Genomic DNA, 23,717 nt, shown 5'->3' with positions numbered 1-23,717 from the left:
CCGCCGCTAGGGCATGTTGACAGTATCGAAAGCGTTGCGTTGCAACCGATCGAAAATCTTCTTCGCTTGAGTAAAACAAGTTCACTGTCGCGCGCACTCACACTGGCGTAATCTGCCGCATCTCAGGTCGGAGAGTGACGATGTCGCGCTACCTTTTTTTATCGCTGTGCGTGTTTTTTTCCGCGGCCCACGCCGCCGAAAAAACCAGTGAAACTCAAGCCCACGATCTCGCCTACAGCCTGGGCGCGAGCCTCGGTGAGCGGTTGCGCCTGGAGGCCCCCGAGCTGCAACTTCAGGCCTTGATCGAAGGCTTGCAGCAGGCCTATCAGGGCAAGCCCCTGGCGCTCAAGGACGACCAGATCGAACAGATCCTGACGGAGCACGAAGCGCAAATGGCGTTGCAGCAAAGCGCACCGCAGAGTGAAGCCGCCCTCGAAAAAGAAAAGAAATTTCTCGCCGCGGAAAAAGCCAAACCCGGTGTTCGTGAATTGGCCGACGGTGTCCTGCTCACCGAACTGGTGCCAGGCGCCGGTGCGAAGGCAGGTCCGAACGGCAAGGTGCAGGTGTTGTATGTCGGCCGTCTTCCGGATGGCACCGTGTTCGATCAGAACAACCAGCCACAATGGTTCAGCCTCGACAGCGTGATCAGCGGTTGGCGTAGCGCCCTGCAAAACATGCCGGTCGGTGCGAAGTGGCGGCTGGTGATTCCATCGGACCAGGCCTATGGGGCCGACGGCGCCGGCGACTTGATCGACCCGTTCACACCACTGGTGTTCGAAGTCGAATTACGCGGCGCCACCAGTTGAACGACAGAAATGAAAAACGGTGCGCAAGGCGCACCGTTTTTTTATATCGCAAGAGGGTTCAGGCCTGGACTGAATCTTCTTCCTTGTGAGCGGTGTGCAGGACTTCGATCAGGCAGTCTTCGAGCTCGAAGCGCTCGTGCAATAGACCACCCAGTTCCTTGAACTTCTCTGCCACGCATTTACCTGCGTCACACAGATCGTTGAACCCGAGCAGTTTCTCGGTGATGACGTCGATGCGTGGGTAGATCGTCTCGGCCAGTTCGAGTCCACGGGTGTCGCCAAATGCCTTGGCTTCGCCCGTCAGTTGTTCATAGATCTCGAAGTGCCCGGCAGACACGTAATCGACCAGCACGCCGCAGAATTCCTGCAATGGTGTGCGGTTCTCCCCCAGAGCCTCTGGCTTGGCGCCGAGAGCATCATAGGCCCGAACCAGTTCGTGACGCTCCTGCAACCAGCGATCGATCAGCAGATGCACTCCACCCCAGCGTTCCTGAGCATTCTGACAACTTTCGAGCATGGTGATCTCTCTTCCCTTGTGGGTCATGCCACCCTTGGCCGTCTCGCTCTTGAAGGGCGGGATCGGTCAGGCAGCGCGCCATTCGAGCAACATGATTGCGATGACACGTGCGGGCCAGATTATGCCCGCACGCCAATGGCTTCAAGGTACGCAGGAGATAAAGTTCATACAAGTGTTTAATCGCCAGCCAGCACCGAGTGCGACGACTCGCCGCTGAGCGGTCGTTGGCAAGCAATGCGCAGCACGCGCAATAACTGGTAAACGGCCAGGGTGGACATGGCGACGAAGAACAGCAGGCTCCACTCAGGAACGCTCAAATCGAACAGCGTCCAGGAAATGTGCGAGCAATCCGCTGAACCGTTAAACATGAGCGGCACCACGTACATCCAGGGGGTACTCGCCAGCAGATCCGCCAGGCTGGGAGAGCAGATCGCCAGAGCCTCTTGCGGGTCACCCTGCAACAACACCTGACGCCACGCCGTTGCCGTTCCCGCCAGGCTGCACAGCGCGGCCAACAGCCAATAGACAAAAGAGCCCAATCGGCCCGGCCCATGCACCGACGCCAGTAGACAGCACCCTGTGAGCAGAGCCAGACACATCCGCTGCAACACACACATGGCGCAGGGCTGTAGGCCAACGACATATTCCAGGTAATAGGACACGCCCACGGCCAAGGCACCAGCGACGAAAACCATGAAAAACAAGGAGCGTGAGCAGGCCAGTGACATGGCGTTTCCGTACCAATAGAGACAAGTGGTTACGGTAGAGGAAAGCGTGGCAGCCTTTCAAGGCAGCGCAGCAGGGAGACTTCCTCCGCACCTGTAGGCATTTCCCGACAGATTCCAGAGGAAAGAATGTAGTGCTTCGTAGGATTCTTTCTCAGGCTGAAAAAGCCTGCCAAAAATGTACAGATTTGTCGGGTTTGATTGGCATCATTCACACATTTAAAACCGCCGGCGCTATCGCCGACGATTTTAAATATTGAGCCATCAAGCGTGAGCGGAAACCGGCAGCGGTGCCGCCAGCAAACGATCATCCAGAAGGCCAAGGCCTTCCTGGAACAGTTGATTGCTGCCCTCGGTGTCACCCAACTGTGCCAGCAACCGCGCCAGTTCCGCGCAGGCTTCCGGGTTGCGCTGCACGCGCAAACTGCTTTCCAGATAATCGCGCGCCTTGCCCCACAAGCTGTTTTGCAGGCACAAACGCCCCAAGGTCAACAACAAGCTCGGATCGGCGGGATGGTTTTTCAACCAGCCCTCGGCAGTCTGCAACTGGCGCGCCGGATCACTGCCGCGAACCAATCCGTAGAGGCGCGCCAGATGGCTGTCATAGCTGCGCTTGAGCGCCGTTCGCAGAACCTCCTCGGCTTCGACCTGAGCGCCCAGTTGCCGCAGCTGTTCGGCATACGCCACGATCAGTTGCGGTTCCTGGCGTTGCGCCGAGGTGAGTTGCTGCCAAGCGCGATTGAGGGACTGCAAGCCGACCGTGCCGTCCTCTCCACGTTGGGCGGCCAGGGAAAGGTTTTCCCCCCCACGCCCGACGCTCCAGCTCAGCGAGCTCGGAGGCCGGCAACACCTTGTCCTTGCGCAGCTCCGGCAACAGGCGAATCACTTGCGACCATTCACCGCGCTGTTGATGCAAACGCTGCAATTGACGCAATACCTGAACGTTATGCGGGTGACGCTCATGCATCGCTTGCAGCGTTGCCAGGGCGCCTTCGGTATCGCCGCGATCAGTCTGCAACTGAGCATGGTTCAAGGCAATGGCCAGTTCAGCCCGAGGCTGGCGCTCCAGTGCACGCTCCAGCAAGTTATCGCTTTGCTCGTAGAGACCTTGCTCGTTGGCCGCGCGTGCCGCGCCAAGGTAATAAAGCAACGGCTGGCGCTCGGCTTCGGCGGCGCGATGCAAATGACGCTGCGCGCTGGCCCAGCGACCTTCGGCCAGGTCCAGTTGGCCATGCTCAATGGCAACCTGCACCCGGCGGCTGCGATTGCGCTGCGACCAGGGGTTGACCACACCGCCGGAGGTGAGCACCAATTCGACCAGGGTCTTGATCCCCCAGAACACCAGCCATAACACTGCGATCAGGGCCAGGGTCGCCCACAGGCTCGATTCGAAACGAAAGCTCTTGTAGGCGATCAGCACGTAGCCGGAATGCTCGGCGATCGCCAACCCCAGCGCAGCGGCTGCGGCGATCACCAGGAACACGATCACATAGAGGCGTTTCATGGCGTGGCCTCCTGCGCGGTGTTCGTGACCGGCTTGGCCAGGGGCTTGATCGAGTCTTCGGCGTTGACGTTGCGGCGTTCCAGGTAGGCTTGAACGGCGCTCAAGGTGCCGGTCAGGTCAGGGGTGGCCACCGTGACCGGCTCCTTGCTCAACTCGCTCACCTGCTCGAGCATCACTTTGCTCTGCGGATTATCCGGGTTGAAGTTGCCCTTGAGCACGTCCCGCGCCTCGGCCAGCGCCTGGGTATACACCGGCGCCTGACCGTTGAGCGCCGCCCATTGCGCCTGCTCCAGCGCCAGGCTCAAGGCCAGGCGCACCTGGCTCAGACTCTGGCCGGCCAACAACGGGCGGACATTCTTGTCGGCATTGAAATCGATGCGAATGTAACGGGAAATCTGATCCCACCATTGCGACCAGCGACTGGCGCCATCGCCATCGGCGGTCAGGCCCAGCAACGACTCACCCCGATCCTTGTATTCGGGCGCCAGCTCCGTGAGATTGATCACCTGGTCACGCAATGCACCCAGGCGCAGGAACAGGCCGGTGCGATCAGGCTGTTCGGTACTGCGCAGGGCGACCAGGGTTTTCGCTACTTGTTCACGGGCGGCAAACGATCCCGGGTCGTTCTGTTCGCGAAGAATTTCGTCAGCGCCCTGCACCAGCGCCTGTGCGCTGCTGATGTCCTGCAACGCCGAAAGCCGCAAGCTGGCCAGGCGCAGCAAATGTTCGGCCTCGGCCAGGCGCCAATCCTTGCGACTTGCACCCAGGACGGTTTCCAGACGTTGATTCAAACGCTGCTGATCGCCCTGCAACTGGACCACCAGACGACTGCGCGCATCCAGCTCTTCGGCGGCGGGCATTTGCTCGAGCCGTGCGCTGAGGCGCTGTTCGTTGAGCTTGAGGTTCTGCGCCTGATCGTTCAGCGCCTGCACCTGGCTCAACTGCTGTTGGGTACTGGCTTGCAGGTGACGGACCTGCCACACGCCCCAGCCGCCGACCGCCACACCCGCCGCGCCAAGCAGCAGCGCGACGATTGCCAGGCCATTGCCTCGACGCTGGGGTGCCGCCACAGGGGCGCTTTCAACCGGTGTTTCAACCGACGCATCGAGATCGTTCACTGGCCGGGAGTCTTCTTTAGGCAAGGCAGTTTCGTTCACGTATCCATCCTTTGCATTAGAGGACGGGTCCGGGGTGTTCCCGTAACGCCGCCAGCAAAGCCGCGGCACTGGCGCCGCGGCAATCCACAACTGTTTGGGCCCCGGCGGCACGTGCCAGCTGGGCAACCCTCGGGCTTGGTACAAACAATGGCAGCTGCGCTAATCGTGGCCAGGCAGCGCCGGCTAATTGGTACAGGTGCTCAAAACCCTGTCCACTGCTGACCACCAGCCCGTTCAAGCGTTCCGCGTTGATCCGCTCGGGCAAGGTTGACGGCGCATAGTGCGGCAGGCCACGACGGTACAGCTCCAGATAATCGACACTAGCACCAAGCTCGCGCATACGCTCGGCAAGCAGTTCGCGCCCGCCCTCCCCGCGCATGATCAGCACCCGCGAATCCGGCCGTGCAACAGCCTCGCGCAGCGCGGCCAGTTGCAGCAAGGCTTCGCTGTCATCACCCTCGGGGGGGAAACTGACATTCAAACCATGATGGTCGAGGATCTGCGCCGTTGCCGCGCCCACACTGAACCACTTCGAGCCTGCGGCTTGCTGCCCATATTGCTTGAGCAACTGCACCGCGATTCTGGCGGCGGGTTTACTGACCACGATGATCGCGCAGTAGCGCGCCAACGCCTCAATCACCTGGCGCATTGTGTCAGAAGCCGGAATCGGTTCGATCTCCAAAAGCGGCAGACTGCTGCTGAAAATCCCCGTTTTCGCCAGCTCCTGGCTCAGCGCTGCCGACTCATCCGCAGGACGTGTCAGCAGCAGGCGCCAGCCGTTCACTCGTGACCAGCCTCGCCATAGACCGCTTTGAGAATGTCATTGGCGCCCTGGCTCAGCAGGTCTTCGGCCACTTGGACACCCAGCGCCTGAGCATCGCCACGCGGCGCCCGGGCCTGGGCACTGAGCAACAGACCGCCGTTCGGATCGCCCACCAGGCCGCGCAACCAGACCTGCTCGCCTTCGAGCACGGCGTAGCACGCGATAGGCACCTGGCAGCCGCCATTCAGATGTTTATTCAGGGCTCGCTCGGCCGTCACGCGGGTGGCGGTGTCCTGGTGGTGCAACGGCGCAAGCAGGTCGTGGATTTCGCTGTCGGCGGTGCGACATTCAATACCTACAGCCCCCTGACCACCGGCCGGCAGGCTGTCATCGACGCTGATGGTCGAAGTGATGCGATCTTCGAAGCCCAGGCGGATCAGGCCGGCGGCGGCCAGGATGATGGCGTCGTACTCACCGGCATCCAGCTTGGCCAGGCGCGTGTTGACGTTGCCACGCAGGAAACGGATCTCCAGGTCAGGGCGGCGGGTCAGCAACTGGGCCTGACGACGCAGGCTGGAGGTGCCGACGATGCTGCCCTGAGGCAACGCGTCGAGGCTGGCGTAGGTGTTGGAGACGAACGCATCACGCGGGTCTTCACGCTCGCAGATGCAGAACAGGCCCAGGCCCTGGGGGAAATCCATCGGCACGTCTTTCATGGAGTGCACGGCGATATCGGCTTCGTTTTCCAGCAGCGCGGTTTCCAGCTCCTTGACGAACAGGCCTTTGCCGCCGATTTTCGATAATGGAGAGTCCAGCAGCTTGTCGCCGCGACTGACCATGGGGACCAGCGTCACGAGCAGACCCGGATGGGCCTTCTCCAGACACGCTTTGACGTATTCGGCCTGCCACAGGGCGAGGGCGCTTTTGCGGGTGGCGATGCGAATTTCGCGAGAGGACATGGATCAATCAATCCGTACTGGAAGAGATACGGCGGATGATAACAGCTCAGCCAAATCCACTTTGACTTGTATCAGGTAATACTCGGCCTCCCTGGCCCTGAATGCCCGGTACTCAATGGATAAATTCGCCTGCGCAGGGCGGATTACAGCTGTTGCATCATTTTGCGCACGCCGGCCACATGGCGGCGGCTGACGATCAGGGCATCGCCATTGAGGCCCTTGAGAAACAGTTGGAAATGCCCCAGCGGCGTACGCTGCAAGCGTTCGATGCGGTCGCGAGCGACGAGTGCGTTGCGGTGGATACGCACGAACCGGTCACCGAATTCATCCTCAAGCGCCTTGAGCGGCTCATCGAGCAGCACTTCACCGCTTTCATGGCGCAAGGTCACGTATTTATGGTCGGCAATGAAGTAAACCACCTGCCCCAGCGGGATCAGTTCAATACCCTTGCGGGTACGCGCGCTGATGTGGCTGCGCGGGCCGCTGCCGGACTCGGCGGCAGGACGGGTCAGGGCGGCGAGCTGGACACGATTGGGACGCTCGGCTTTTTTCAACGCATCATGCAATTGTTCTGTACGCACCGGTTTCACCAGATAGCCTACGGCGCTGGCCTGCAAGGCTTCCACGGCAAATTCATCGGACCCTGTGCAAAACACCACGGCTGGCGGGGTTTCGCGTTCGCACAATCGGGCAGCCACCTGCAGGCCATCGAGGCCCGGCATGCCGATATCAAGCAATACGATATCCGGCTTGTGGCTGTCGATCAGTGCCAACGCTTCTTCGCCATTCGTGGCGCTGGGCTCCAGGACACTGTATCCCTCGAGTTCGCCAACCATTCGGCTCAGGCGCTCGCGGGCAAGGGGGTCGTCGTCAACGATCAGGACATTCATATTGCGCTGGATTCCTGCGTGAGTCTCGCAAAAGGATAGCGTAGACAGGTGAAGTGACGTCCGTCACCGCGATCCACGCTAAGACTAGCGCGAGGGCCAAAAAGTGCCGCCGGGCGGACGGCTAAATTTTCATCTGCCGGGTAATTGGCGGCCCAGGCCCGCATTGGCGAGGCATCGCCACAGGGTTTGCTGATACGCAATATGAACACCCCCTCTTCTTATGTAGTCAGCAGGCGCACCCAGAAGTGCATTGTTCCTACTGTCCAACTGTAGACGGTTGCAGGCACGTTATTGCTCAATTGAAAAATATCGTTGCGCATTTCCTGTCGCGGGGGAGTCGATTCCGGCGCGCCCCGGCGAAAACCTGTCGACCAGCGTCAACGACAGGATTGGCAACCCTGTTATTATTCGCGACAGTTTTAACGCCATCTTTATTCCAGCCGATACGAGCGAATTCATGAGCACTGACAAGACCAATCAGTCCTGGGGCGGCCGCTTCAGTGAACCCGTCGACGCCTTCGTCGCCCGCTTCACCGCCTCCGTCACCTTCGACCAGCGCCTGTATCGCCACGACATCATGGGCTCGATCGCCCACGCCACCATGTTGGCCAAGGTCGGCGTGCTGACCGATGCCGAGCGCGACAGCATCATCGACGGCCTGAAAACCATTCAGAGCGAAATCGAGGCCGGCCAGTTCGACTGGCGCATCGACCTCGAAGACGTGCACATGAACATCGAGGCGCGCCTGACCGACCGCATCGGCGTCACCGGTAAAAAACTGCACACCGGCCGCAGCCGCAATGACCAGGTCGCCACCGACATCCGCCTGTGGCTGCGCGACGAAATCGACCTGATCCTGGGCGAGATCACGCGCCTGCAAAAAGGCTTGCTGGAGCAGGCCGAGCGCGAAGCCGACAGCATCATGCCAGGCTTCACCCACCTGCAAACCGCACAGCCGGTGACCTTCGGGCACCACATGCTGGCCTGGTTCGAAATGCTCAGCCGCGACTACGAGCGCCTGGTGGACTGTCGCAAGCGCGCCAACCGCATGCCCCTGGGCAGCGCCGCGCTGGCCGGCACCACCTACCCGATCGACCGCGAATACACCGCGCAGCTGCTGGGTTTCGAGGCAGTGGGCGGCAACTCGCTGGACAACGTGTCGGATCGTGACTTCGCCATCGAGTTCTGCTCGGCGGCAAGCATCGCGATGATGCACCTGTCGCGCTTCTCCGAAGAGCTGGTGCTGTGGACCAGCGCGCAATTCCAGTTCATCGACCTGCCGGACCGCTTCTGCACCGGCAGCTCGATCATGCCGCAAAAGAAAAACCCGGACGTGCCGGAGCTGGTACGCGGCAAGACCGGCCGCGTGTTTGGCGCACTGATGGGCCTGCTGACCCTGATGAAAGGCCAGCCGCTGGCCTACAACAAGGACAACCAGGAAGACAAGGAACCGCTATTCGACGCCGCCGACACCCTGCGCGATTCGCTCCGTGCCTTCGCCGACATGATTCCGGCGATCAAGCCCAAGCACGCCATCATGCGTGAAGCTGCACTGCGCGGCTTTTCCACCGCCACCGACCTCGCCGACTACCTGGTGCGCCGTGGCCTGCCGTTCCGTGATTGCCACGAAATTGTCGGCCATGCCGTGAAGTACGGCGTAGACACCGGCAAGGACCTGGCAGAAATGAGCCTGGAAGAACTGCGCAAGTTCAGCGACCAGATTGATCAGGACGTTTTCGCCGTCCTGACCCTGGAAGGTTCGGTCAACGCCCGTAATCACATCGGCGGTACCGCGCCGGCGCAGGTGAAGGCTGCCGTGGTACGCGGCCAGGCGTTGCTCGCTGGCCGGTAAAATCCCAAAAGCCAAAAGCATCGCGGGCAAGCCCGCTCCCACAGGGATCTCATGAACACTGGGGATCAACTGTGGGAGCGGGCTTGCCCGCGATGACAGCCTCGAATTCGCTACAAATCTACTTCTTGCTCGCCACCATCGCCATGAACGCCGGCATAGCCGCCTCCCGATCCGCCGCCACCCGCTGAACATTCGGGTTCTGCTCCAGACGCTCAAGCAGCGCCTTGGCCGCTGGCAATTGCGCCAGCAGATCCATGTCGAACAGCTTTTTCGCCACCCCACAGGCCAGCGGCACGCTGTACAGGAAGTACAGATCCGCCACGCTCAAGCTCTCGCCCACAACATAGGGGCTGAATTTGCCGTGACGTCCCAGTGAGGCGATCCCCAGCAGCAACTCGGCCTTGGCCTTTTCCTTGATCGCCTCCGGCAGACTCATGCCAAAGAATGCCTCGGCGTAACAGGCACGCGCGGGCAGTTCGATGTACAGCTCGATTTCCCTGGCCAGCGCCAGTACCTGGGCCCGCTCAAAAGGTTCGACAGGCAGCAATGGCTTGCCCTTTTGGGTTTGCTCGATGTATTCGAGGATGACCGACGTCTCGTTGATGAACCCCTGCTCCACACGCAACACCGGCACCTTGCCGCGTGGGCTGATGGCCAACGCTTCACGCTCCTGACCGCCATAGAATGGCACTTCCTTGAAAGGCAGGTCTTTTTCCAGCAGCGCCAGCTTCACCATGTTGTAGTAGTTACTGACGGAAAATCCATAAAGCTCGAGCATCACAAAGCCTCCAGGCCGTGCGGGGTGGGCAGTGCTTGTTTATAGAACGCTCGAGGCGTTCTCGCCAGCAGCATCACCGCACTGAATACAGGTAAACTGCCCGCCTGAACTTGAGGAGCCTGCCATGAGCGAGCCAACAGATATCGACACCGACGAAGAAGAATTCACCGAGAACACCCTGATCGAAGCGATCGAGAACCAGATCGAAAGCGACAACCCGCCCGCCGCCAAGGCCACCTTCAACAAATTGACCCTGGTGGGCTACGAGCGCGAAGAAATCCTCAACCTGATGGCCCACGTCCTGGCGGTAGAAATCGACGCGATCCTCGAAGAAGACCGCGCATTCAACACCCAATGGTACGAAGCCGCACTGCGCGCCTTGCCCGAATTGCCCCCGGAAAAACAGTGATTTCACAGTCCCTGTAGGAACAGCCGGTCGACGCTCGAATGCTCGCGAGGCGGTAGGTCAGCCGACATCACCTCAAGCTGACACACCGCCTCGCCAGCAAGCTCGCTCCTACAGTGAGAAAGACATGGATTTGCACTGGACATGCCGCACAAGCAGGTTCACCTTAGGGACGCTGTCGTCCAATTCCTAGAAAGTCTGGAGTCCCTATGTCGCTTACGCCTGAATTGGTTGCCGAACTGGAAATCCTTGCCCTCTTCAACCTGGACAGTTCCCAGGAAGGTTTGAAAATTCATCAAACCGCTGCCCCAAAAGCTATCGCTGCCGCTCAACGCCTGTATGAGAAAGAACTGATCGACCAGCCCGACGGCGGTTACCTGACCAGCCTTGGCCGCGACGCCGCACAAAGCGTGCAAACGGTGCTGACTATTCTGAAAACGTCGGAAACGGCCTGATCACCAGCGTATAGCCCACGGAAAACCCATCCCCGGGATTTCCGCGGGCACACTCCATTGCTTGCCGCGCAACAGAAATCTGACGTCAAAAACAAAATCCACTTAAACGTCCCGCCGCTGGAAGGCTAAACTGCGCTTCATCCCGAGACATGATGTCCGAGTCCCTGCGAGCCGGTTTGAGCTGACATGACCCGCACCCATGAAATCCGCCCCGATCTGGACGAAGGCATCGACCGCAAGGTGCTCAGCCAGCTACGTGCGCGCTTTTTAAAGCTAAATGAAGGTCGCATGGCCCGCGCCATGGAGGGTCTGTCCACCCGCCAGCAGAGCGTTCTGACCCTGTTGCCGCTGTTTTTCCACGTTAATCATCCCCTGCTGCCGGGTTACGTCTCGGGCAGTACCCCCGCCGGGCTGTCCAATTTTGAGCCCGATGCCGACGTGCTGGCCGAAGCCCAGCGCCTGACCCGCTCGTTTTCCTACAAGCCACGCCACGGCAGCAATCCACCCCGCCCGATCCATGGCCTGTTCCTGATGGGCAGTCTCGGCACACTCGCGCAGGCCGATCAGAGCGACATGGACTTCTGGGTCTGCCACGCGCCAGACCTGACGGAGCAAGCGCTCGCCGAACTGCGCAAAAAGTGCCAGCTGCTGGAAATATGGGCCGCGAGCCAGGGCGCCGAGGCGCATTTCTTTTTGATCGAACCGGCCCGATTCGTGCTCGGCGAGCGCGATACGCAGTTGAGTTCGGAAGACTGCGGCACCACCCAGCACTATCTGCTGCTGGACGAGTTCTACCGCACCGCCATTTGGCTGGCCGGGCGTACACCCATCTGGTGGCTGGTACCGGTTTACGAAGAGGCCAGCTACGACCGCTATACCCATACGTTGCTATCCAAACGTTTTATCCGCGCCGACGAATCCCTTGATCTGGGGCATCTGGCCTACATCCCGCCGGGCGAATTCATCGGCGCCGGGCTCTGGCAGCTGTTCAAGGGAATCGAGTCGCCCTACAAGTCAGTGCTCAAACTGCTGCTGACCGAGGTCTACGCCAGCGAGCATCCGAGGGTTCAGTGCCTGAGCCTGCGTTACAAGCAGGCGGTGTTCGCCAATCGCCTGGATCTCGACGAGCTGGACCCCTACATGATGGTTTACCGGCGCATCGAGGAATACCTCATCGGCCGCGGCGAAACCGAGCGTCTCGAACTGGTTCGGCGAGCGCTGTACCTGAAGGTCAACCGTAAACTCACCGGCAGCAGCCGCAGCCAAAGCTGGCAGCGTTCGCTACTGGAACGCCTGGCCCACGAATGGCATTGGGATCATCGCCAACTCGTGCTGCTCGACAGCCGCAGCCAGTGGAAAGTCCGCCAGGTGAGCGCCGAACGCCGCGCGCTGGTTAACGAACTCAATTACAGCTATCGCTTCCTGACCGACTTTGCTCGCAGCGAACAAACCGTGAGCTTGATCAACAAGCGCGACCTCAACGTGCTGGGGCGACGTCTGTACGCGGCGTTCGAGCGGAAGGCGGACAAAGTCGAATTCATCAACCCAGGCATTGCTCCCGACCTGGCCGAAGACACCCTGACGCTGGTGCACTCGCCTAACAAGGCCGAATCGGTGCAAACCTACTGGGGCCTCTACAACGGCAGCCTGACCGCGCTCGAATGGGAGCATTTCGCGCCGATCAAACGCAGCCGTCATCTGCTTGAGTTATTGAGTTGGTGCCACCGCAACGGCGTGATCGACAGCAGCACGCGCCTGGCCCTGCATCCTGGCGAGAGCGACCTGAGTGAGTTCGAACTGTTCAACCTGCTCGGCAGCTTGCAGCAAAGCATCGCGCTGCCCTTGACCACGGTTGCCGAGGAACCGCTGCTGCGTGCCAGTGTGCCGAGCGAGGTGCTGATCCTGGTGAACGTCGGCGTTGACCCGCTCAAGCACCATCGCGACCTGAACATCCTGATGACCACGGAGCGCACTGACTCCCTGAGTTATGCCGGAGTCCGTGAGAACCTGGTGCTGACCCTGGATCAGGTCACGCTCAACAGTTGGAACGAAGTATTGGTCAGCCGATTTGACGGGGCTCACGCCTTGCTCGACTGCCTGCGGGACTACCTGAACAATCTGCCGGACGGCCCGCATCAGCCCAGATTACGCGTGCGATGCTTCTGTCATAACCGCGCGCAGTTCATCGCCCGCCGAGTCGAAGAGGTATTCGACACCGCGCAGACCCTGCTGCTGAGCAAACTCAATCATCGCTACCTGATTCAGGTCCAGCAGCATTATCACGTGCTGGAACTGTTGCCCGGCCAGGTCACTCACGTGGCCCATGCCACGCTGCCGGCGCTGTTCGACTACCTGGGTGAAGGACTCGCGAGCTACAGCCCGCTGCACCTGGACCCGATGGCCCTGGAAGATCACGACCTGGCACTGGTCCTGCCCATGGGCCAACCTGCGTGCATTCAGGTTTTTTTCCGCATTCAGGACAATCAGGCCGATTTGTACGTGCTGGATGAATTCAACGCCTTGTGGCAGCAGCGCCTGCCCTACCACGACGAACAAAGCCTGCTGGTGCCGCTGCAACGCTTCCTGCAATCGATCCAGTACCGTCGCGATACCTTGCTGCCAATGGATGCAGACCAGCCGGGCCTCGACATACTGTATTACCAACTGTTGCCTTCCGGCCCCGGACGCGCCCGGCGGGTCGAAGTACGACCAGCGCCGCAAACCCCGGCGGCCAAGCCGTTCTACGACGTGCAGGCCATTGTCGGCAAAGCCGCGCCCGGTGAGGTGCAGGTTACGTTGTACTGCAATCAGCGGGAGTTTTCGGAGCTGGAACATGGCGAACAGCTGTTCAGCGTAGTCGCGCGACAGATTGTCGAGCAGCGTCGCGAAACCGAGCGTTACCGCTGCTACATCACCGACCTGGGCCTGTCGGGCCTGATCGGGGATGGCCAGAGTTCAAGCAATTTTTATCTGCGCTACAAGGCCGACCTGGAGCGCGCCTTGAACGACGCACTTGAATTGCTTTGAAACATTATTCCGGGAAGGCGCCGCCATTGGCAGGCTGAAATTCGACTTCCAGCAGGGTCAGCTTCAGGGTTTTGCCACCCGGAGCCGGCCAATCGATGTGCTGCCCGACCTTCAGCCCAAGCAACGCGCTGCCCACGGGCGCCAGGATCGAAATCCGGCCTTCGTCGGCATTGGCATCCTTGGGGTAGACAAGGGTCAGGTGGTAATCCTTGCCACTGCCTTCTTCACGGCAATGCACGCGGGAATTCATGGTCACGACATCGGCAGGCACTTCATCGTGGCCGACCAGGGTCTCGGCGCGATCCAGTTCGGTTTGCAGCGCAATAACGCCCGGAAGGTTCTCGTCCAGGCTTTCGATCAGGCGCTCCAAACGTTGAACGTCCAGTCGGGTAAGGGTGATGGAAGGTGCGGTCATGATCAGGGCAGACTCCTTTCTTCTGCACGAAAAAAGCAAAACCCCGCCAGAAACAGGCGGGGTTTTCACAAGCCTCGATGAGTTGAGGCGTATCCGGACACTATCACAGCTCAAAAAATATACAAGCCAGGGGCGTTTGCCTCTGTAGGAGCGAGCGTGCTCGCGATGGTCGTGAACGATAACGCTGGCATTCAGACATCCCGCGTCATCGTTGACCACCATCGCGAGCGTGCTCGCTCCTACAGCTTGCGCTGGTCAGCCTGCTCGCAAATGACCCGACGGCGGGCATCATCGGCCGAGCGCCATTCGCGAATGTCTTCGACATGGCGAAAACAGCCGAGGCAGACTTTGTGTTCGTCCAGCCGGCACACGCCACTGCACGGCGAAGGCACTGCGGGACTGACGTTGCTGTAGAGCGGCTTGGGCGGACGAACAGGTGCCGGCTGGGTCACGAACTCACAGACCTTCGAAGTCGAATTCGGCACCGGCTTGCTGCTGGACGATGCGTTCCAGCATCTCGCCCAACTGCTCTTCGCTCTTGTCGCACATCCAGCGCTCGCTTTCTTCGTCGTAGTCGAAGTGGAAACCACCCGACACAGCGGCCAGCCACAGCTGGCGCAGGGGTTCCTGGCGGCTGAAGATCAACTGGCTGCCGTTTTCGAACTTGACGGTCAGCACACCGGCCGAGCTCTCCAGGTCGATATCCATATCGCTGTCGTCAAAGATGTCTTCCAGGGTTTGCTGGGTGGCATCGACCAGATCGTGGAAACGCGCTTCGGACAAACTCATTACGGCAACCTCAAAAAGTATCTGATCAGACTCAAGCGCCGCAAGATACGACCGAGCCCCGCCGAATGCAAACCTGTGGCAATGGGTATAGACCAACCCCCGCCGGACGGGAGCCCCGCCGCATAGGCAATCTGCCGGGTGGCCGGTATACTCCGGCGCAATTAATGCATTTTCAAGGATTTCGCCATGAAGCGCCTGATCTCTTCCTTTGCTGCGCTCACCTCGATCGTCGCTTTTGCTTGCCTTGTGTCGGCCTGCGGTCAAAAAGGCCCGCTGTACCTGCCAGACGAGAACCAGGACCCTGCCGAACAGGCGCAGTCCTCGCAGAAGCAGCCATCCAAAGCACACAAGCACGACGTCTACCAATAAGGGAACGCCATGGACGCTTTTAACTACCGTGGCGGCGAGCTGTTCGCGGAAGGGGTTGCCCTGTCCGCCATCGCCGAACGCTTTGGCACGCCGACTTACGTCTACTCCCGCGCCCACATCGAGGCGCAATACCTGGCCTATGCCGATGCGCTGGAAGGCGTGCCGCACCTGGTCTGCTTCGCGGTCAAGGCTAACTCCAACCTGGGCGTGCTGAATGTCCTGGCCCGATTGGGTGCCGGTTTCGACATCGTTTCCCGTGGTGAGCTGGAACGGGTACTGGCCGCTGGTGGCAGCGCTGACAAGATCGTGTTCTCCGGCGTCGGCAAGACCCGTGACGACATGCGTCGCGCCCTGGAAGTAGGCGTTCATTGCTTTAACGTCGAATCCACCGATGAGTTGGAACGCCTGCAAGTGGTTGCCGCCGAGCTGGGCGTTCGCGCGCCAATTTCACTGCGCGTGAACCCGGACGTCGACGCCGGCACCCACCCGTACATTTCCACGGGTCTCAAGGAAAACAAGTTCGGCATCGCCATCGCCGACGCCGAAGACGTGTACGTCCGTGCCGCGCAGTTGCCCAACCTGGAAGTGGTCGGTGTCGACTGCCACATCGGTTCGCAACTGACCAGCCTGCCACCGTTCCTCGACGCCCTCGACCGCCTGCTGGGCCTGGTTGATCGCCTGAGCGACTGCGGCATCTACTTGCGCCACATCGACCTCGGTGGCGGCGTCGGCGTACGGTATCGCGATGAAGAGCCGCCACAGGTGGCTGACTACATCAAGGCCGTGCGCGAACGCCTCGACGGTCGCGACCTGGCGCTGGTTTTCGAACCGGGCCGCTTTATCGTCGCCAACGCCGGCGTGCTGCTGACCCAGGTCGAATACCTCAAGCACACCGAGCACAAGGATTTCGCCATCGTCGATGCGGCCATGAACGACTTGATCCGTCCGGCGCTGTACCAGGCCTGGATGAACGTCACCGCTGTGCGCCCACGCGATACTTCGGCGCGCACCTACGACATCGTCGGGCCGATCTGCGAGACCGGCGACTTCCTGGCCAAGGAGCGTGAGCTGGCCCTGGAAGAAGGTGATCTGCTGGCCGTTCATTCGGCCGGTGCCTACGGGTTTGTCATGAGTTCCAACTACAACACGCGCGGCCGTACCGCCGAAGTGTTGGTGGACGGTGATCAGGCGTTCGAAGTGCGTCGCCGTGAAACGGTAGCCGAGTTGTTCGCTGGCGAAAGCCTGCTGCCGGAGTAAAACCATGCTGCTGCGTTTTACCAAGATGCACGGCCTGGGCAATGACTTCATGGTTCTCGACCTGGTCAGCCAGCACGCCCACATCCAGCCCAAGCACGCCAAGCAATGGGGCGATCGGCACACCGGCATCGGTTTCGACCAGTTGCTGATCGTCGAAGCACCGAGCAATCCGGACGTGGACTTCCGTTATCGGATTTTCAACTCCGACGGCTCCGAGGTGGAACAGTGCGGCAACGGTGCGCGCTGTTTCGCCCGTTTTGTGCTCGACAAGCGCCTGACCGCCAAACGGCAGATTCGCGTCGAGACCAAAAGCGGCATCATCGAGCTGGATGTGCGCAACGACGGTCAGATCAGCGTCGACATGGGTGCGCCGCGCCTGGTGCCGGCTGATATCCCGTTCGTCGCCGACCACGAGGCATCCAGCTACTCGCTCGACGTCGACGGCCAGAAAGTCGACCTTGCAGCCGTGTCGATGGGCAATCCCCACGCCGTGCTGCGAGTCACCGACATCAACGCTGCACCGGTGCATGAGCTGGGGCCGAAAATTGAACATCACCCGCGCTTCCCGGCGCGGGTCAATGTCGGTTTCCTCCAGGTCATCGACCGCAACCGCGCGCAACTGCGCGTCTGGGAACGCGGCGCTGGGGAAACCCAGGCCTGCGGCACCGGCGCTTGCGCGGCAGCGGTAGCCGCCATCAGTCAGGGGTGGATGGATTCGCCGCTATTGATCGACCTGCCCGGCGGGCGTCTGTCCATTGAATGGGCAGGCCCGGGCCAACCAGTCCTGATGACCGGCCCGGCAGTGCGAGTCTACGAAGGACAAGTGCGTCTTTGAGCGAGCTAAAACCATGACCGACAAGCCTCAGGTTCCCGCCCGTCAGCCCGACGAATCCCCCTCTGAAAGCCTTGAGGCGGCGGCGATTGCCGCGTACCTCGAGGCGCACCCGGACTTCTTCGTCGAGCACGAAGAACTGCTCGCGTCCCTGCGCATTCCGCATCGGCGTGGCGACACCATTTCGCTGGTCGAGCGGCAGATGACCATCCTGCGCGACCGCAATATCGAGCTGCGTCATCGTCTCTCGCACTTGATGGATGTGGCGCGGGACAACGACCGGCTGTTCGACAAGACCCGCCGCCTGATCCTCGCGCTGATGGATGCCGCCAGCCTGGAAGATGTGGTGATGTGTGTCGAGGACAGCCTGCGCCAGGACTTTCAGGTGCCGTTTGTAAGCCTCATCCTCTTGGGCGACAACCCCATGCCGGTTGGCCGCTGGGTCACCCACGCCGACGCACAGACAGCCATTGGCGGCCTGTTGACGGAGGACAAGAGCGTCAGCGGCACCCTGCGCGAGCATGAGCTGGACTTCCTGTTCGGTGAAGAGCAGCGCAAGCAGATCGGCTCCACCGCCGTTGTCGCCATCAGCCACCAGGGCATCCACGGAATCCTGGCCATCGCCAGCCGTGATCCGCAGCATTACAAAAGCTCGGTGGGCACCCTGTTCCTCAGTTACATCGCCGAAGTCATGGGCCGCGTGCTGCCACGGGTCAACAACCCCCTGCGCTCGGTACGCTGATCGTGGAACGACAACTGGACGCTTACTGCGAACACCTGCGCAGTGAGCGGCAGGTGTCGCCACACACCTTGTCGGCCTATCGTCGTGACCTCGACAAAGTGCTGGGTTGGTGCCTCAAGCAGAACATCGGCAGCTGGGCCGCGCTGGACATCCAGCGCCTGCGCAGCCTGATCGCCCGCCTGCACGCCCAAGGCCAATCATCACGCAGCCTGGCGCGCCTGCTGTCGGCGGTACGCGGGCTTTACCACTACCTGAACCGCGAAGGTCTGTGCGATCACGACCCGGCCAATGGCCTGGCCCCGCCCAAGGGCGAGCGTCGGTTGCCCAAAACCCTGGACACCGACCGCGCGCTGCAATTGCTGGAAGGCGCAGTGGAGGATGATTTCCTCGCGCGCCGTGACCAGGCAATCCTGGAGCTGTTTTACTCCTCGGGTTTGCGCCTGTCGGAGCTGACCGGGCTCAACCTCGACCAACTGGACCTGGCGGACGGCATGGTCCAGGTGCTGGGTAAAGGCAGCAAGACTCGCCTGTTGCCCGTCGGCCAGAAGGCTCGCGAGGCGCTGGAATTGTGGCTACCCCTGCGTGCCATGGCCAATCCGGCGGACGACGCGGTGTTCATCAGCCAGCAAGGCCGTCGCCTGGGACCACGCGCGGTACAGGTACGCATCAAGGCAGCCGGCGAGCGCGAGCTTGGGCAAAACCTGCATCCGCACATGCTGCGCCACTCCTTCGCCAGTCACTTGCTGGAGTCCTCGCAAGACCTGCGCGCCGTGCAGGAACTGCTCGGCCACTCGGACATCAAGACCACCCAGATCTACACCCACCTGGACTTCCAGCACCTGGCGACGGTCTATGACAGTGCCCATCCAAGGGCCAAACGCATTAAGGGCGATGATTCATGACGATCCAGTTGATCACCTTCGACCTCGACGACACACTGTGGGACACCGCCCCGGTAATCGTCACTGCCGAAGCCGTGCTGCGCGAATGGCTGGCCGAACATGCGCCGGACCTGGGCGCGTTGCCGGTCGAGCATCTGTGGGAGATCCGCGAGCGCGTGCTGACCTCTGAGCCTGGACTCAAGCATCGCATCAGCGCGTTGCGTCGTCGCGTGCTGTTCCATGCCCTGCAAGAGGCCGGTTACGCACACGGCGAGGCATCGGACCTCGCCGATCAGAGCTTTGAAGTGTTCCTGCACGCGCGCCATCAGCTGGACATCTTCCCGGACGTGCAGCCGACCCTGGAGATCCTCGCCAATCACTACGCCCTGGGTGTGGTCACCAATGGCAACGCCGATGTGCGTCGGCTGGGACTGGCGGACTACTTCAAGTTCGCCCTGTGCGCCGAAGACATCGGCATCGCCAAGCCGGATGCGCGACTGTTTCATGAAGCCTTGCAGCGTGGTGGAGCCACCGCCGAAACGGCGGTGCACATCGGCGATCATCCTGGTGATGACATTGCCGGGGCGCAACAGGCCGGTTTGCGGGCCATCTGGTTCAACCCGGCGGGTAAGACCTGGGAAGCAGAGCACCTGCCGGATGCCGAGATTCGCAGCCTGACCGAGTTGCCGGCGCTGTTGGCGGGTTGGAACAGCACTTCAGCCTGACATTTATCCCCTGCTCCCACAGGTATCTCCTACACAATGAGTTTTCTGTTCACCCATGAAAAAGCCCGCAGCGACGGCGGGCTTTTTCAGCAAGCAAGGGGAGCGGCTCAGATAGGCCGGCTGCCGTACTTGTTGTCAGGCTTCTTGGGCGGATCGGCGACCACATTGGCCTCCACTTCCTGCACCCTGCCACCCCTGGCAAGGAACTCTTCCATGGCCTTGGCCAAGGCATCGCGCTCCTTGTTCTTGGCTTCCACGCTCGGCAGTTCATCGACCGACACTGCAGCCTTGGCTTTGCCTTTGGCGGTCGGAGCCGGCACGTCACCGCCGTCGTCTTCAGCGACGTCTTCGGCCGCTGCTTCCAAACCTTCTTCGGTTTCGTCGTCGTCGCCTACTTCGAGGTCGTCGTTTTCCAGATCATCGTCGCTCATGTTCTACCTCATGACTTGCGAAAAGCAGGTTAGTTATAGTCCAGCTTAGCCGTCTGTCGATGGCTGCCAGAAAAATTCAGTAACCGCTGGTGACCAGCGGTTTATGCCCCTTCACCGTATAAGGTGGCGAGGACTTTACGAGCACCGCCATGATCACGGTGCTCGCCCAGATAAACGCCTTGCCATGTCCCCAGCGCCAACCGGCCTGCCGAAATCGGCAAACTGAGCTGACAGCCAAGTACGCTGGCCTTGAAGTGCGCCGGGAGGTCGTCCAGGCCTTCGTCGTTATGCTCATAGCCGTCTGTGCCTTGTGGGATCAGACGATTGAAAAATCGTTCGAAGTCGCGACGTACCGCCGGATCGGCGTTCTCGTTGATGGTCAACGACGCCGAGGTATGCTGCAGCCACAAGTGCAACAGACCGACCCGGCATGCCTTGAGTTCAGGCAGGCCAGCGAGTAACTCGTCCGTTACCAGATGAAAGCCCCGGGGCCTGGCCCGCAGGGTAATCAGAGTCTGTTGCCACATACAGTTCTCCGCACGTTCGGGGCGCATTCTAGCGCGCTCTGTGAAAAAACAAAGGCCCCAATATTCCTTCAATTACGTAAGTGATCGGCTTGCAAAAAACGCTTGGCGCAAACGCCATCAAACATGTACGAAAAAACCTTTCAGCTGCCCCCTTACTGACAAATACCGGGCAAAAAAATGCCCGGCAAGCCGGGCAGTTTTTTTGTGGCGCGCGTCTTACAGGTTGTAGCCGCGCTCGTTGTGAAGGGCCAGGTCGATGCCCACGGCCTCTTCTTCTTCGGTGACACGCAAGCCCATGACAGCGTCCAGCACCTTGAGGATGATGTAGGTGACGATCGCTGTGTAGATAACGGTGAAGCCCACGCCTTTGCACTGGATCCAGACTTGTGCGGCGATGTCGGTCACGGTGCCGAAGCCACCCAGGGACGGGGCTGCGAACACACCGGTCAGGATGGCGCCGAGGATACCGCCGATACCGTGCACGCCGAAGGCGTCCAGGGAGTCGTCATAACCGAGTTTGCGTTTCAGGGTGGTGGCGCAGAAGAAGCACACCACGCCAGCGGCCAGGCCGATCACCAGGGCGCCCATTGGGCCGACTGTGCCCGCCGCCGGGGTAATGGCGACCAGGCCGGCAACCACACCCGACGCGATACCCAGTGCACTTGGTTTACCGTGGGTAATCCACTCGGCAAACATCCAACCCAGTGCAGCAGCAGCGGTAGCGATCTGGGTAACCAGCATCGCCATGCCCGCAGTGCCGTTGGCAGCAGCGGCGGAACCGGCGTTGAAACCAAACCAGCCAACCCACAGCATCGCAGCGCCCGTCAGGGTGTAACCCAGGTTGTGCGGAGCCATCGGGGTGGTCGGGAAGCCTTTACGCTTGCCGAGCACGATGCACGCCACCAGACCTGCGATACCGGCGTTGATGTGCACCACGGTGCCGCCAGCGAAGTCGAGTACGCCCCAGTCCCACATCAGGCCGCCGTTGCCGGACCAGACCATGTGCGCAATCGGTGCATAGACCAGGGTGAACCAGATGCCCATGAACACCAGCATCGCGGAGAACTTCATGCGCTCGGCGAAGGCACCGACGATCAGCGCCGGGGTGATAATGGCGAAGGTCATCTGGAAGGTGATGAACACGGCTTCCGGGAACAGCGCCGCCGGGCCGGTCAGGCTGGCTGGCGTGACACCGGCGAGGAAAGCCTTGCCCATGCCGCCGAAGAAGGAGTTGAAGTTGACGACGCCCTGCTCCATGCCGGTGGTGTCGAACGCGATGCTGTAGCCATAAATGACCCACAGGATGCTGATCAGGCCGGTAATGGCAAAGCACTGCATCAATACGGAAAGAATGTTTTTCGACCGAACCATGCCGCCGTAGAACAGCGCGAGGCCGGGGATGGTCATGAACAGCACGAGGGCTGTGGAGGTCAGCATCCAGGCGGTGTCGCCGGAATTGAGGACAGGGGCTGCCACTTCGTCTGCCGCCATGGCCAGGCTTGGCATTACGATGGACAACAGGGCTCCTAGCCCTGCGAATTTACGCAGAGTCATATTGTTTTCTCCTGGGGCGTTGGGGTTTGGGGCGGCTTAGATTGCGTCGGTATCGGTTTCGCCGGTACGGATGCGAATCGCCTGTTCCAGATTCACCACGAAGATCTTGCCGTCACCAATCTTGCCGGTGTTGGCGGCCTTGGTTATCGCCTCGATAACCCGGTCGAGATCCTTGTCGTCAATGGCGACATCGATCTTCACCTTTGGCAGGAAATCGACCACGTACTCCGCGCCGCGATACAGCTCGGTGTGACCCTTCTGCCGACCGAAGCCTTTGACTTCAGTGACGGTAATGCCCTGCACGCCGATTTCGGACAACGACTCGCGCACGTCGTCCAACTTGAACGGCTTGATGATGGCAGTGACTAGCTTCATGAAAACTCTCTCCCGAATTGGTGGACTTGCCCCAGGAAAACAAACCCGTCTCAAGTCTAAGCGCAGTGCCTGGCTTTGTAACGCATCGTCGGCCTTTAACCTGCCCGCCCGACGCCAGCTAACCACTCCGCGCGAAACACTTCCCCCGTTCCGCTTGGCGCACTGCATTCGTCACAGCGACTGCATCAGTGCATGGGTTACTACCGACTAAGCAGAAAGCTTGCCATCTCGGCAAAAATCCCAAAATTCAATTGCTTGCCCCTGCCAGCTGGCGATTGCGCACAAATAGCCCGGCGCATACGCACAATAACGGTGCGATGCGGCCCGCCCGTATGCGCGAAAAACGTGCAGGACCCGTGGTCTAAATGAGCGCAACGCACTGCGTGATACACTGCCGGCCTCGATTACAGGACATCCACCATGCTCGCGCCCAAAGACTTCCTCGACGCCCTGACCGGCACCGCCTCTCGTCTCTTCAGCGGTGACACCCCGCTGCCCAAAAGCGAAATCGAAAGTCAGTTCAAGATGTTGCTGCAAAGCGCCTTCAGCAAACTGGACCTGGTGAGCCGCGAAGAATTCGACAGCCAGATGGTCGTCCTCGCCCGCACCCGCGCGCGCCTGGAAAGCCTGGAAGCCAAAGTCGCGGAAATGGAAGCAAAGCTGAACCCGCCCACCGAATAACCCTCTGTAGGAGCGGGCTTGCCCGCGATGAAGGTCGAAACGACCTTCATCTCCTCTGTAGGACTTGCCGCAGTCACGCTCCTCGCCCGCAAAGATCCCGGCAACGTCCTACGCAAATCTCATCCCCCGTCTGATTGCCCCCATAACCTCCGATTTATAAGCTCTCCCAATGCTGAATGTTTCAGCACCGGGTTTGGCGACCTGGAAGCTCAAGGTGCACCACCACCGTCCGAAAGCGGGTTTCCTCCCGAATGTTCGAGTCATGGCGGTTGTGCGTGGGGGACCCTCGGGTCTGCCGGA

At 60.6% G+C, this 23,717-nt stretch carries 26 protein-coding genes and 2 pseudogenes; 12 read left to right on the top strand and 16 right to left on the bottom strand.

Annotated elements, in window-relative coordinates:
* Nucleotides 1-140: 140 nt before the first annotated feature.
* Nucleotides 141-806 carry an FKBP-type peptidyl-prolyl cis-trans isomerase gene (locus tag AB4N64_RS25890; protein ID WP_460119772.1) on the top strand — a complete coding sequence of 222 codons (666 nt, stop codon included), beginning with the start codon at nt 141-143 and terminating at the stop codon, nt 804-806.
* Nucleotides 807-864: 58 nt separating this feature from the next.
* On the opposite strand, the gene rsd is transcribed toward AB4N64_RS25890, so the two are convergent.
* From rsd to AB4N64_RS25850, 8 genes and pseudogenes are all read right to left on the bottom strand, one after another.
* Nucleotides 865-1,323, bottom strand: coding sequence for a sigma D regulator (gene rsd / locus AB4N64_RS25885; protein WP_460119770.1), 459 nt, complete (start codon nt 1,321-1,323; stop codon nt 865-867).
* 176 nt (nt 1,324-1,499) lie between these two features.
* The gene (locus AB4N64_RS25880; RefSeq protein ID WP_460119768.1) at nt 1,500-2,051 is read right to left on the bottom strand and encodes a disulfide bond formation protein B; all 552 of its coding nucleotides are present in this window, start codon (nt 2,049-2,051) and stop codon (nt 1,500-1,502) included.
* A gap of 261 nt (nt 2,052-2,312) precedes the next feature.
* Nucleotides 2,313-3,552: pseudogene (locus AB4N64_RS25875) on the bottom strand (heme biosynthesis HemY N-terminal domain-containing protein).
* A complete protein-coding gene (locus AB4N64_RS25870; protein ID WP_460119766.1) occupies nt 3,549-4,709 on the bottom strand; it encodes a uroporphyrinogen-III C-methyltransferase in 1,161 nt (386 codons plus the stop codon). Before AB4N64_RS25870 ends, AB4N64_RS25875 begins: the two are co-directional and overlap by 4 nt.
* Nucleotides 4,710-4,725: 16 nt before the next feature.
* Nucleotides 4,726-5,493 (bottom strand): uroporphyrinogen-III synthase, encoded by a 768-nt coding sequence (locus AB4N64_RS25865; protein WP_460119764.1) that lies wholly within the window; start codon nt 5,491-5,493, stop codon nt 4,726-4,728.
* Nucleotides 5,490-6,431, bottom strand: coding sequence for a hydroxymethylbilane synthase (hemC, locus tag AB4N64_RS25860; RefSeq protein ID WP_460119762.1), 942 nt, complete (start codon nt 6,429-6,431; stop codon nt 5,490-5,492). Before hemC ends, AB4N64_RS25865 begins: the two co-directional genes overlap by 4 nt.
* 143 nt (nt 6,432-6,574) lie before the next feature.
* Nucleotides 6,575-7,321, bottom strand: coding sequence for a LytR/AlgR family response regulator transcription factor (locus tag AB4N64_RS25855; RefSeq protein ID WP_460119760.1), 747 nt, complete (start codon nt 7,319-7,321; stop codon nt 6,575-6,577).
* Nucleotides 7,318-7,437, bottom strand: a pseudogene (locus AB4N64_RS25850) (sensor histidine kinase); the annotation flags it as partial. The gene AB4N64_RS25855 and the pseudogene AB4N64_RS25850, both read right to left, overlap by 4 nt.
* Nucleotides 7,438-7,778: 341 nt before the next feature.
* Here AB4N64_RS25850 and argH point away from each other — a divergent pair.
* Complete coding sequence (gene argH, locus AB4N64_RS25845) at nt 7,779-9,173, top strand: argininosuccinate lyase (protein ID WP_460119758.1); 1,395 nt, start codon at nt 7,779-7,781, stop codon at nt 9,171-9,173.
* Nucleotides 9,174-9,291: 118 nt separating this feature from the next.
* On the opposite strand, the gene AB4N64_RS25840 is transcribed toward argH, so the two are convergent.
* Nucleotides 9,292-9,951 carry a glutathione S-transferase family protein gene (locus AB4N64_RS25840; RefSeq protein WP_460119756.1) on the bottom strand — a complete coding sequence of 220 codons (660 nt, stop codon included), beginning with the start codon at nt 9,949-9,951 and terminating at the stop codon, nt 9,292-9,294.
* Nucleotides 9,952-10,075: 124 nt separating this feature from the next.
* Here AB4N64_RS25840 and AB4N64_RS25835 point away from each other — a divergent pair, with 124 nt between their 5' ends.
* From AB4N64_RS25835 to AB4N64_RS25825, 3 genes are all read left to right on the top strand, one after another.
* Nucleotides 10,076-10,360, top strand: coding sequence for a hypothetical protein (locus AB4N64_RS25835; protein ID WP_460119754.1), 285 nt, complete (start codon nt 10,076-10,078; stop codon nt 10,358-10,360).
* Between the two features lie 206 nt (nt 10,361-10,566).
* Nucleotides 10,567-10,812 carry a TIGR02647 family protein gene (locus AB4N64_RS25830; RefSeq protein WP_460119752.1) on the top strand — a complete coding sequence of 82 codons (246 nt, stop codon included), beginning with the start codon at nt 10,567-10,569 and terminating at the stop codon, nt 10,810-10,812.
* A 186-nt stretch (nt 10,813-10,998) separates the two neighbouring features.
* Entirely contained in the window at nt 10,999-13,839 is a 2,841-nt protein-coding gene (locus tag AB4N64_RS25825) for a class I adenylate cyclase (protein ID WP_460119750.1), read from the top strand.
* Between the two features lie 4 nt (nt 13,840-13,843).
* On the opposite strand, the gene rnk is transcribed toward AB4N64_RS25825, so the two are convergent.
* The 3 genes from rnk to cyaY all read right to left on the bottom strand — a co-directional run bounded on the left by rnk (nt 13,844) and on the right by cyaY (nt 15,043).
* Nucleotides 13,844-14,254 (bottom strand): nucleoside diphosphate kinase regulator, encoded by a 411-nt coding sequence (rnk, locus tag AB4N64_RS25820; protein WP_460119748.1) that lies wholly within the window; start codon nt 14,252-14,254, stop codon nt 13,844-13,846.
* Nucleotides 14,255-14,493: 239 nt separating this feature from the next.
* On the bottom strand, nt 14,494-14,706 hold the full coding sequence (locus AB4N64_RS25815; RefSeq protein WP_460119746.1) for a DUF1289 domain-containing protein: 213 nt from the start codon (nt 14,704-14,706) through the stop codon (nt 14,494-14,496).
* Nucleotides 14,707-14,710: 4 nt separating this feature from the next.
* Nucleotides 14,711-15,043, bottom strand: a complete 333-nt coding sequence (gene cyaY, locus AB4N64_RS25810) for an iron donor protein CyaY (RefSeq protein ID WP_460119744.1) — start codon at nt 15,041-15,043, stop codon at nt 14,711-14,713.
* A 186-nt stretch (nt 15,044-15,229) separates the two neighbouring features.
* On the opposite strand from cyaY, the gene lptM reads away from it, so the two are divergent.
* The 6 genes from lptM to AB4N64_RS25780 are packed head-to-tail and all read left to right on the top strand — an operon-like array spanning nt 15,230 to nt 19,849.
* Complete coding sequence (gene lptM / locus AB4N64_RS25805; protein ID WP_368556046.1) at nt 15,230-15,412, top strand: LPS translocon maturation chaperone LptM; 183 nt, start codon at nt 15,230-15,232, stop codon at nt 15,410-15,412.
* A 9-nt stretch (nt 15,413-15,421) separates the two neighbouring features.
* Complete coding sequence (gene lysA / locus AB4N64_RS25800; protein ID WP_460119742.1) at nt 15,422-16,669, top strand: diaminopimelate decarboxylase; 1,248 nt, start codon at nt 15,422-15,424, stop codon at nt 16,667-16,669.
* A gap of 4 nt (nt 16,670-16,673) precedes the next feature.
* Complete coding sequence (dapF, locus tag AB4N64_RS25795; RefSeq protein WP_460119740.1) at nt 16,674-17,504, top strand: diaminopimelate epimerase; 831 nt, start codon at nt 16,674-16,676, stop codon at nt 17,502-17,504.
* A 13-nt stretch (nt 17,505-17,517) separates the two neighbouring features.
* Nucleotides 17,518-18,243 carry a DUF484 family protein gene (locus tag AB4N64_RS25790; RefSeq protein ID WP_460119738.1) on the top strand — a complete coding sequence of 242 codons (726 nt, stop codon included), beginning with the start codon at nt 17,518-17,520 and terminating at the stop codon, nt 18,241-18,243.
* Nucleotides 18,244-18,245: 2 nt separating this feature from the next.
* The gene (xerC, locus tag AB4N64_RS25785; RefSeq protein ID WP_460119736.1) at nt 18,246-19,145 is read left to right on the top strand and encodes a tyrosine recombinase XerC; all 900 of its coding nucleotides are present in this window, start codon (nt 18,246-18,248) and stop codon (nt 19,143-19,145) included.
* Nucleotides 19,142-19,849 (top strand): HAD family hydrolase, encoded by a 708-nt coding sequence (locus AB4N64_RS25780; protein WP_460119734.1) that lies wholly within the window; start codon nt 19,142-19,144, stop codon nt 19,847-19,849. Before xerC ends, AB4N64_RS25780 begins: the two co-directional genes overlap by 4 nt.
* Before the next feature lie 107 nt (nt 19,850-19,956).
* Here the strand turns inward: AB4N64_RS25780 and sutA are convergent, their stop codons facing one another.
* The 4 genes from sutA to glnK form a co-directional block, all read right to left on the bottom strand.
* On the bottom strand, nt 19,957-20,280 hold the full coding sequence (gene sutA, locus AB4N64_RS25775) for a transcriptional regulator SutA (RefSeq protein ID WP_460119732.1): 324 nt from the start codon (nt 20,278-20,280) through the stop codon (nt 19,957-19,959).
* 101 nt (nt 20,281-20,381) lie between these two features.
* The gene (locus AB4N64_RS25770; protein WP_428273959.1) at nt 20,382-20,807 is read right to left on the bottom strand and encodes a secondary thiamine-phosphate synthase enzyme YjbQ; all 426 of its coding nucleotides are present in this window, start codon (nt 20,805-20,807) and stop codon (nt 20,382-20,384) included.
* A gap of 216 nt (nt 20,808-21,023) precedes the next feature.
* The gene (locus AB4N64_RS25765; protein ID WP_460119730.1) at nt 21,024-22,361 is read right to left on the bottom strand and encodes an ammonium transporter; all 1,338 of its coding nucleotides are present in this window, start codon (nt 22,359-22,361) and stop codon (nt 21,024-21,026) included.
* 36 nt (nt 22,362-22,397) lie between these two features.
* A complete protein-coding gene (gene glnK, locus AB4N64_RS25760; RefSeq protein ID WP_002555808.1) occupies nt 22,398-22,736 on the bottom strand; it encodes a P-II family nitrogen regulator in 339 nt (112 codons plus the stop codon).
* Nucleotides 22,737-23,156: 420 nt separating this feature from the next.
* Between glnK and AB4N64_RS25755 the strand changes: the two genes are divergently transcribed.
* Nucleotides 23,157-23,417: an accessory factor UbiK family protein gene (locus AB4N64_RS25755; protein WP_460119728.1), complete on the top strand. Its 261-nt coding sequence runs from the start codon at nt 23,157-23,159 to the stop codon at nt 23,415-23,417.
* Nucleotides 23,418-23,717 lie beyond the last annotated feature (300 nt).

The sequence above is a fragment of the Pseudomonas sp. S2_C03 genome, assembly GCF_054668405.1.
The sequence above is the reverse complement of the archived record's forward strand: the minus strand, read 5'-3'. Positions and strand labels throughout refer to the sequence as shown.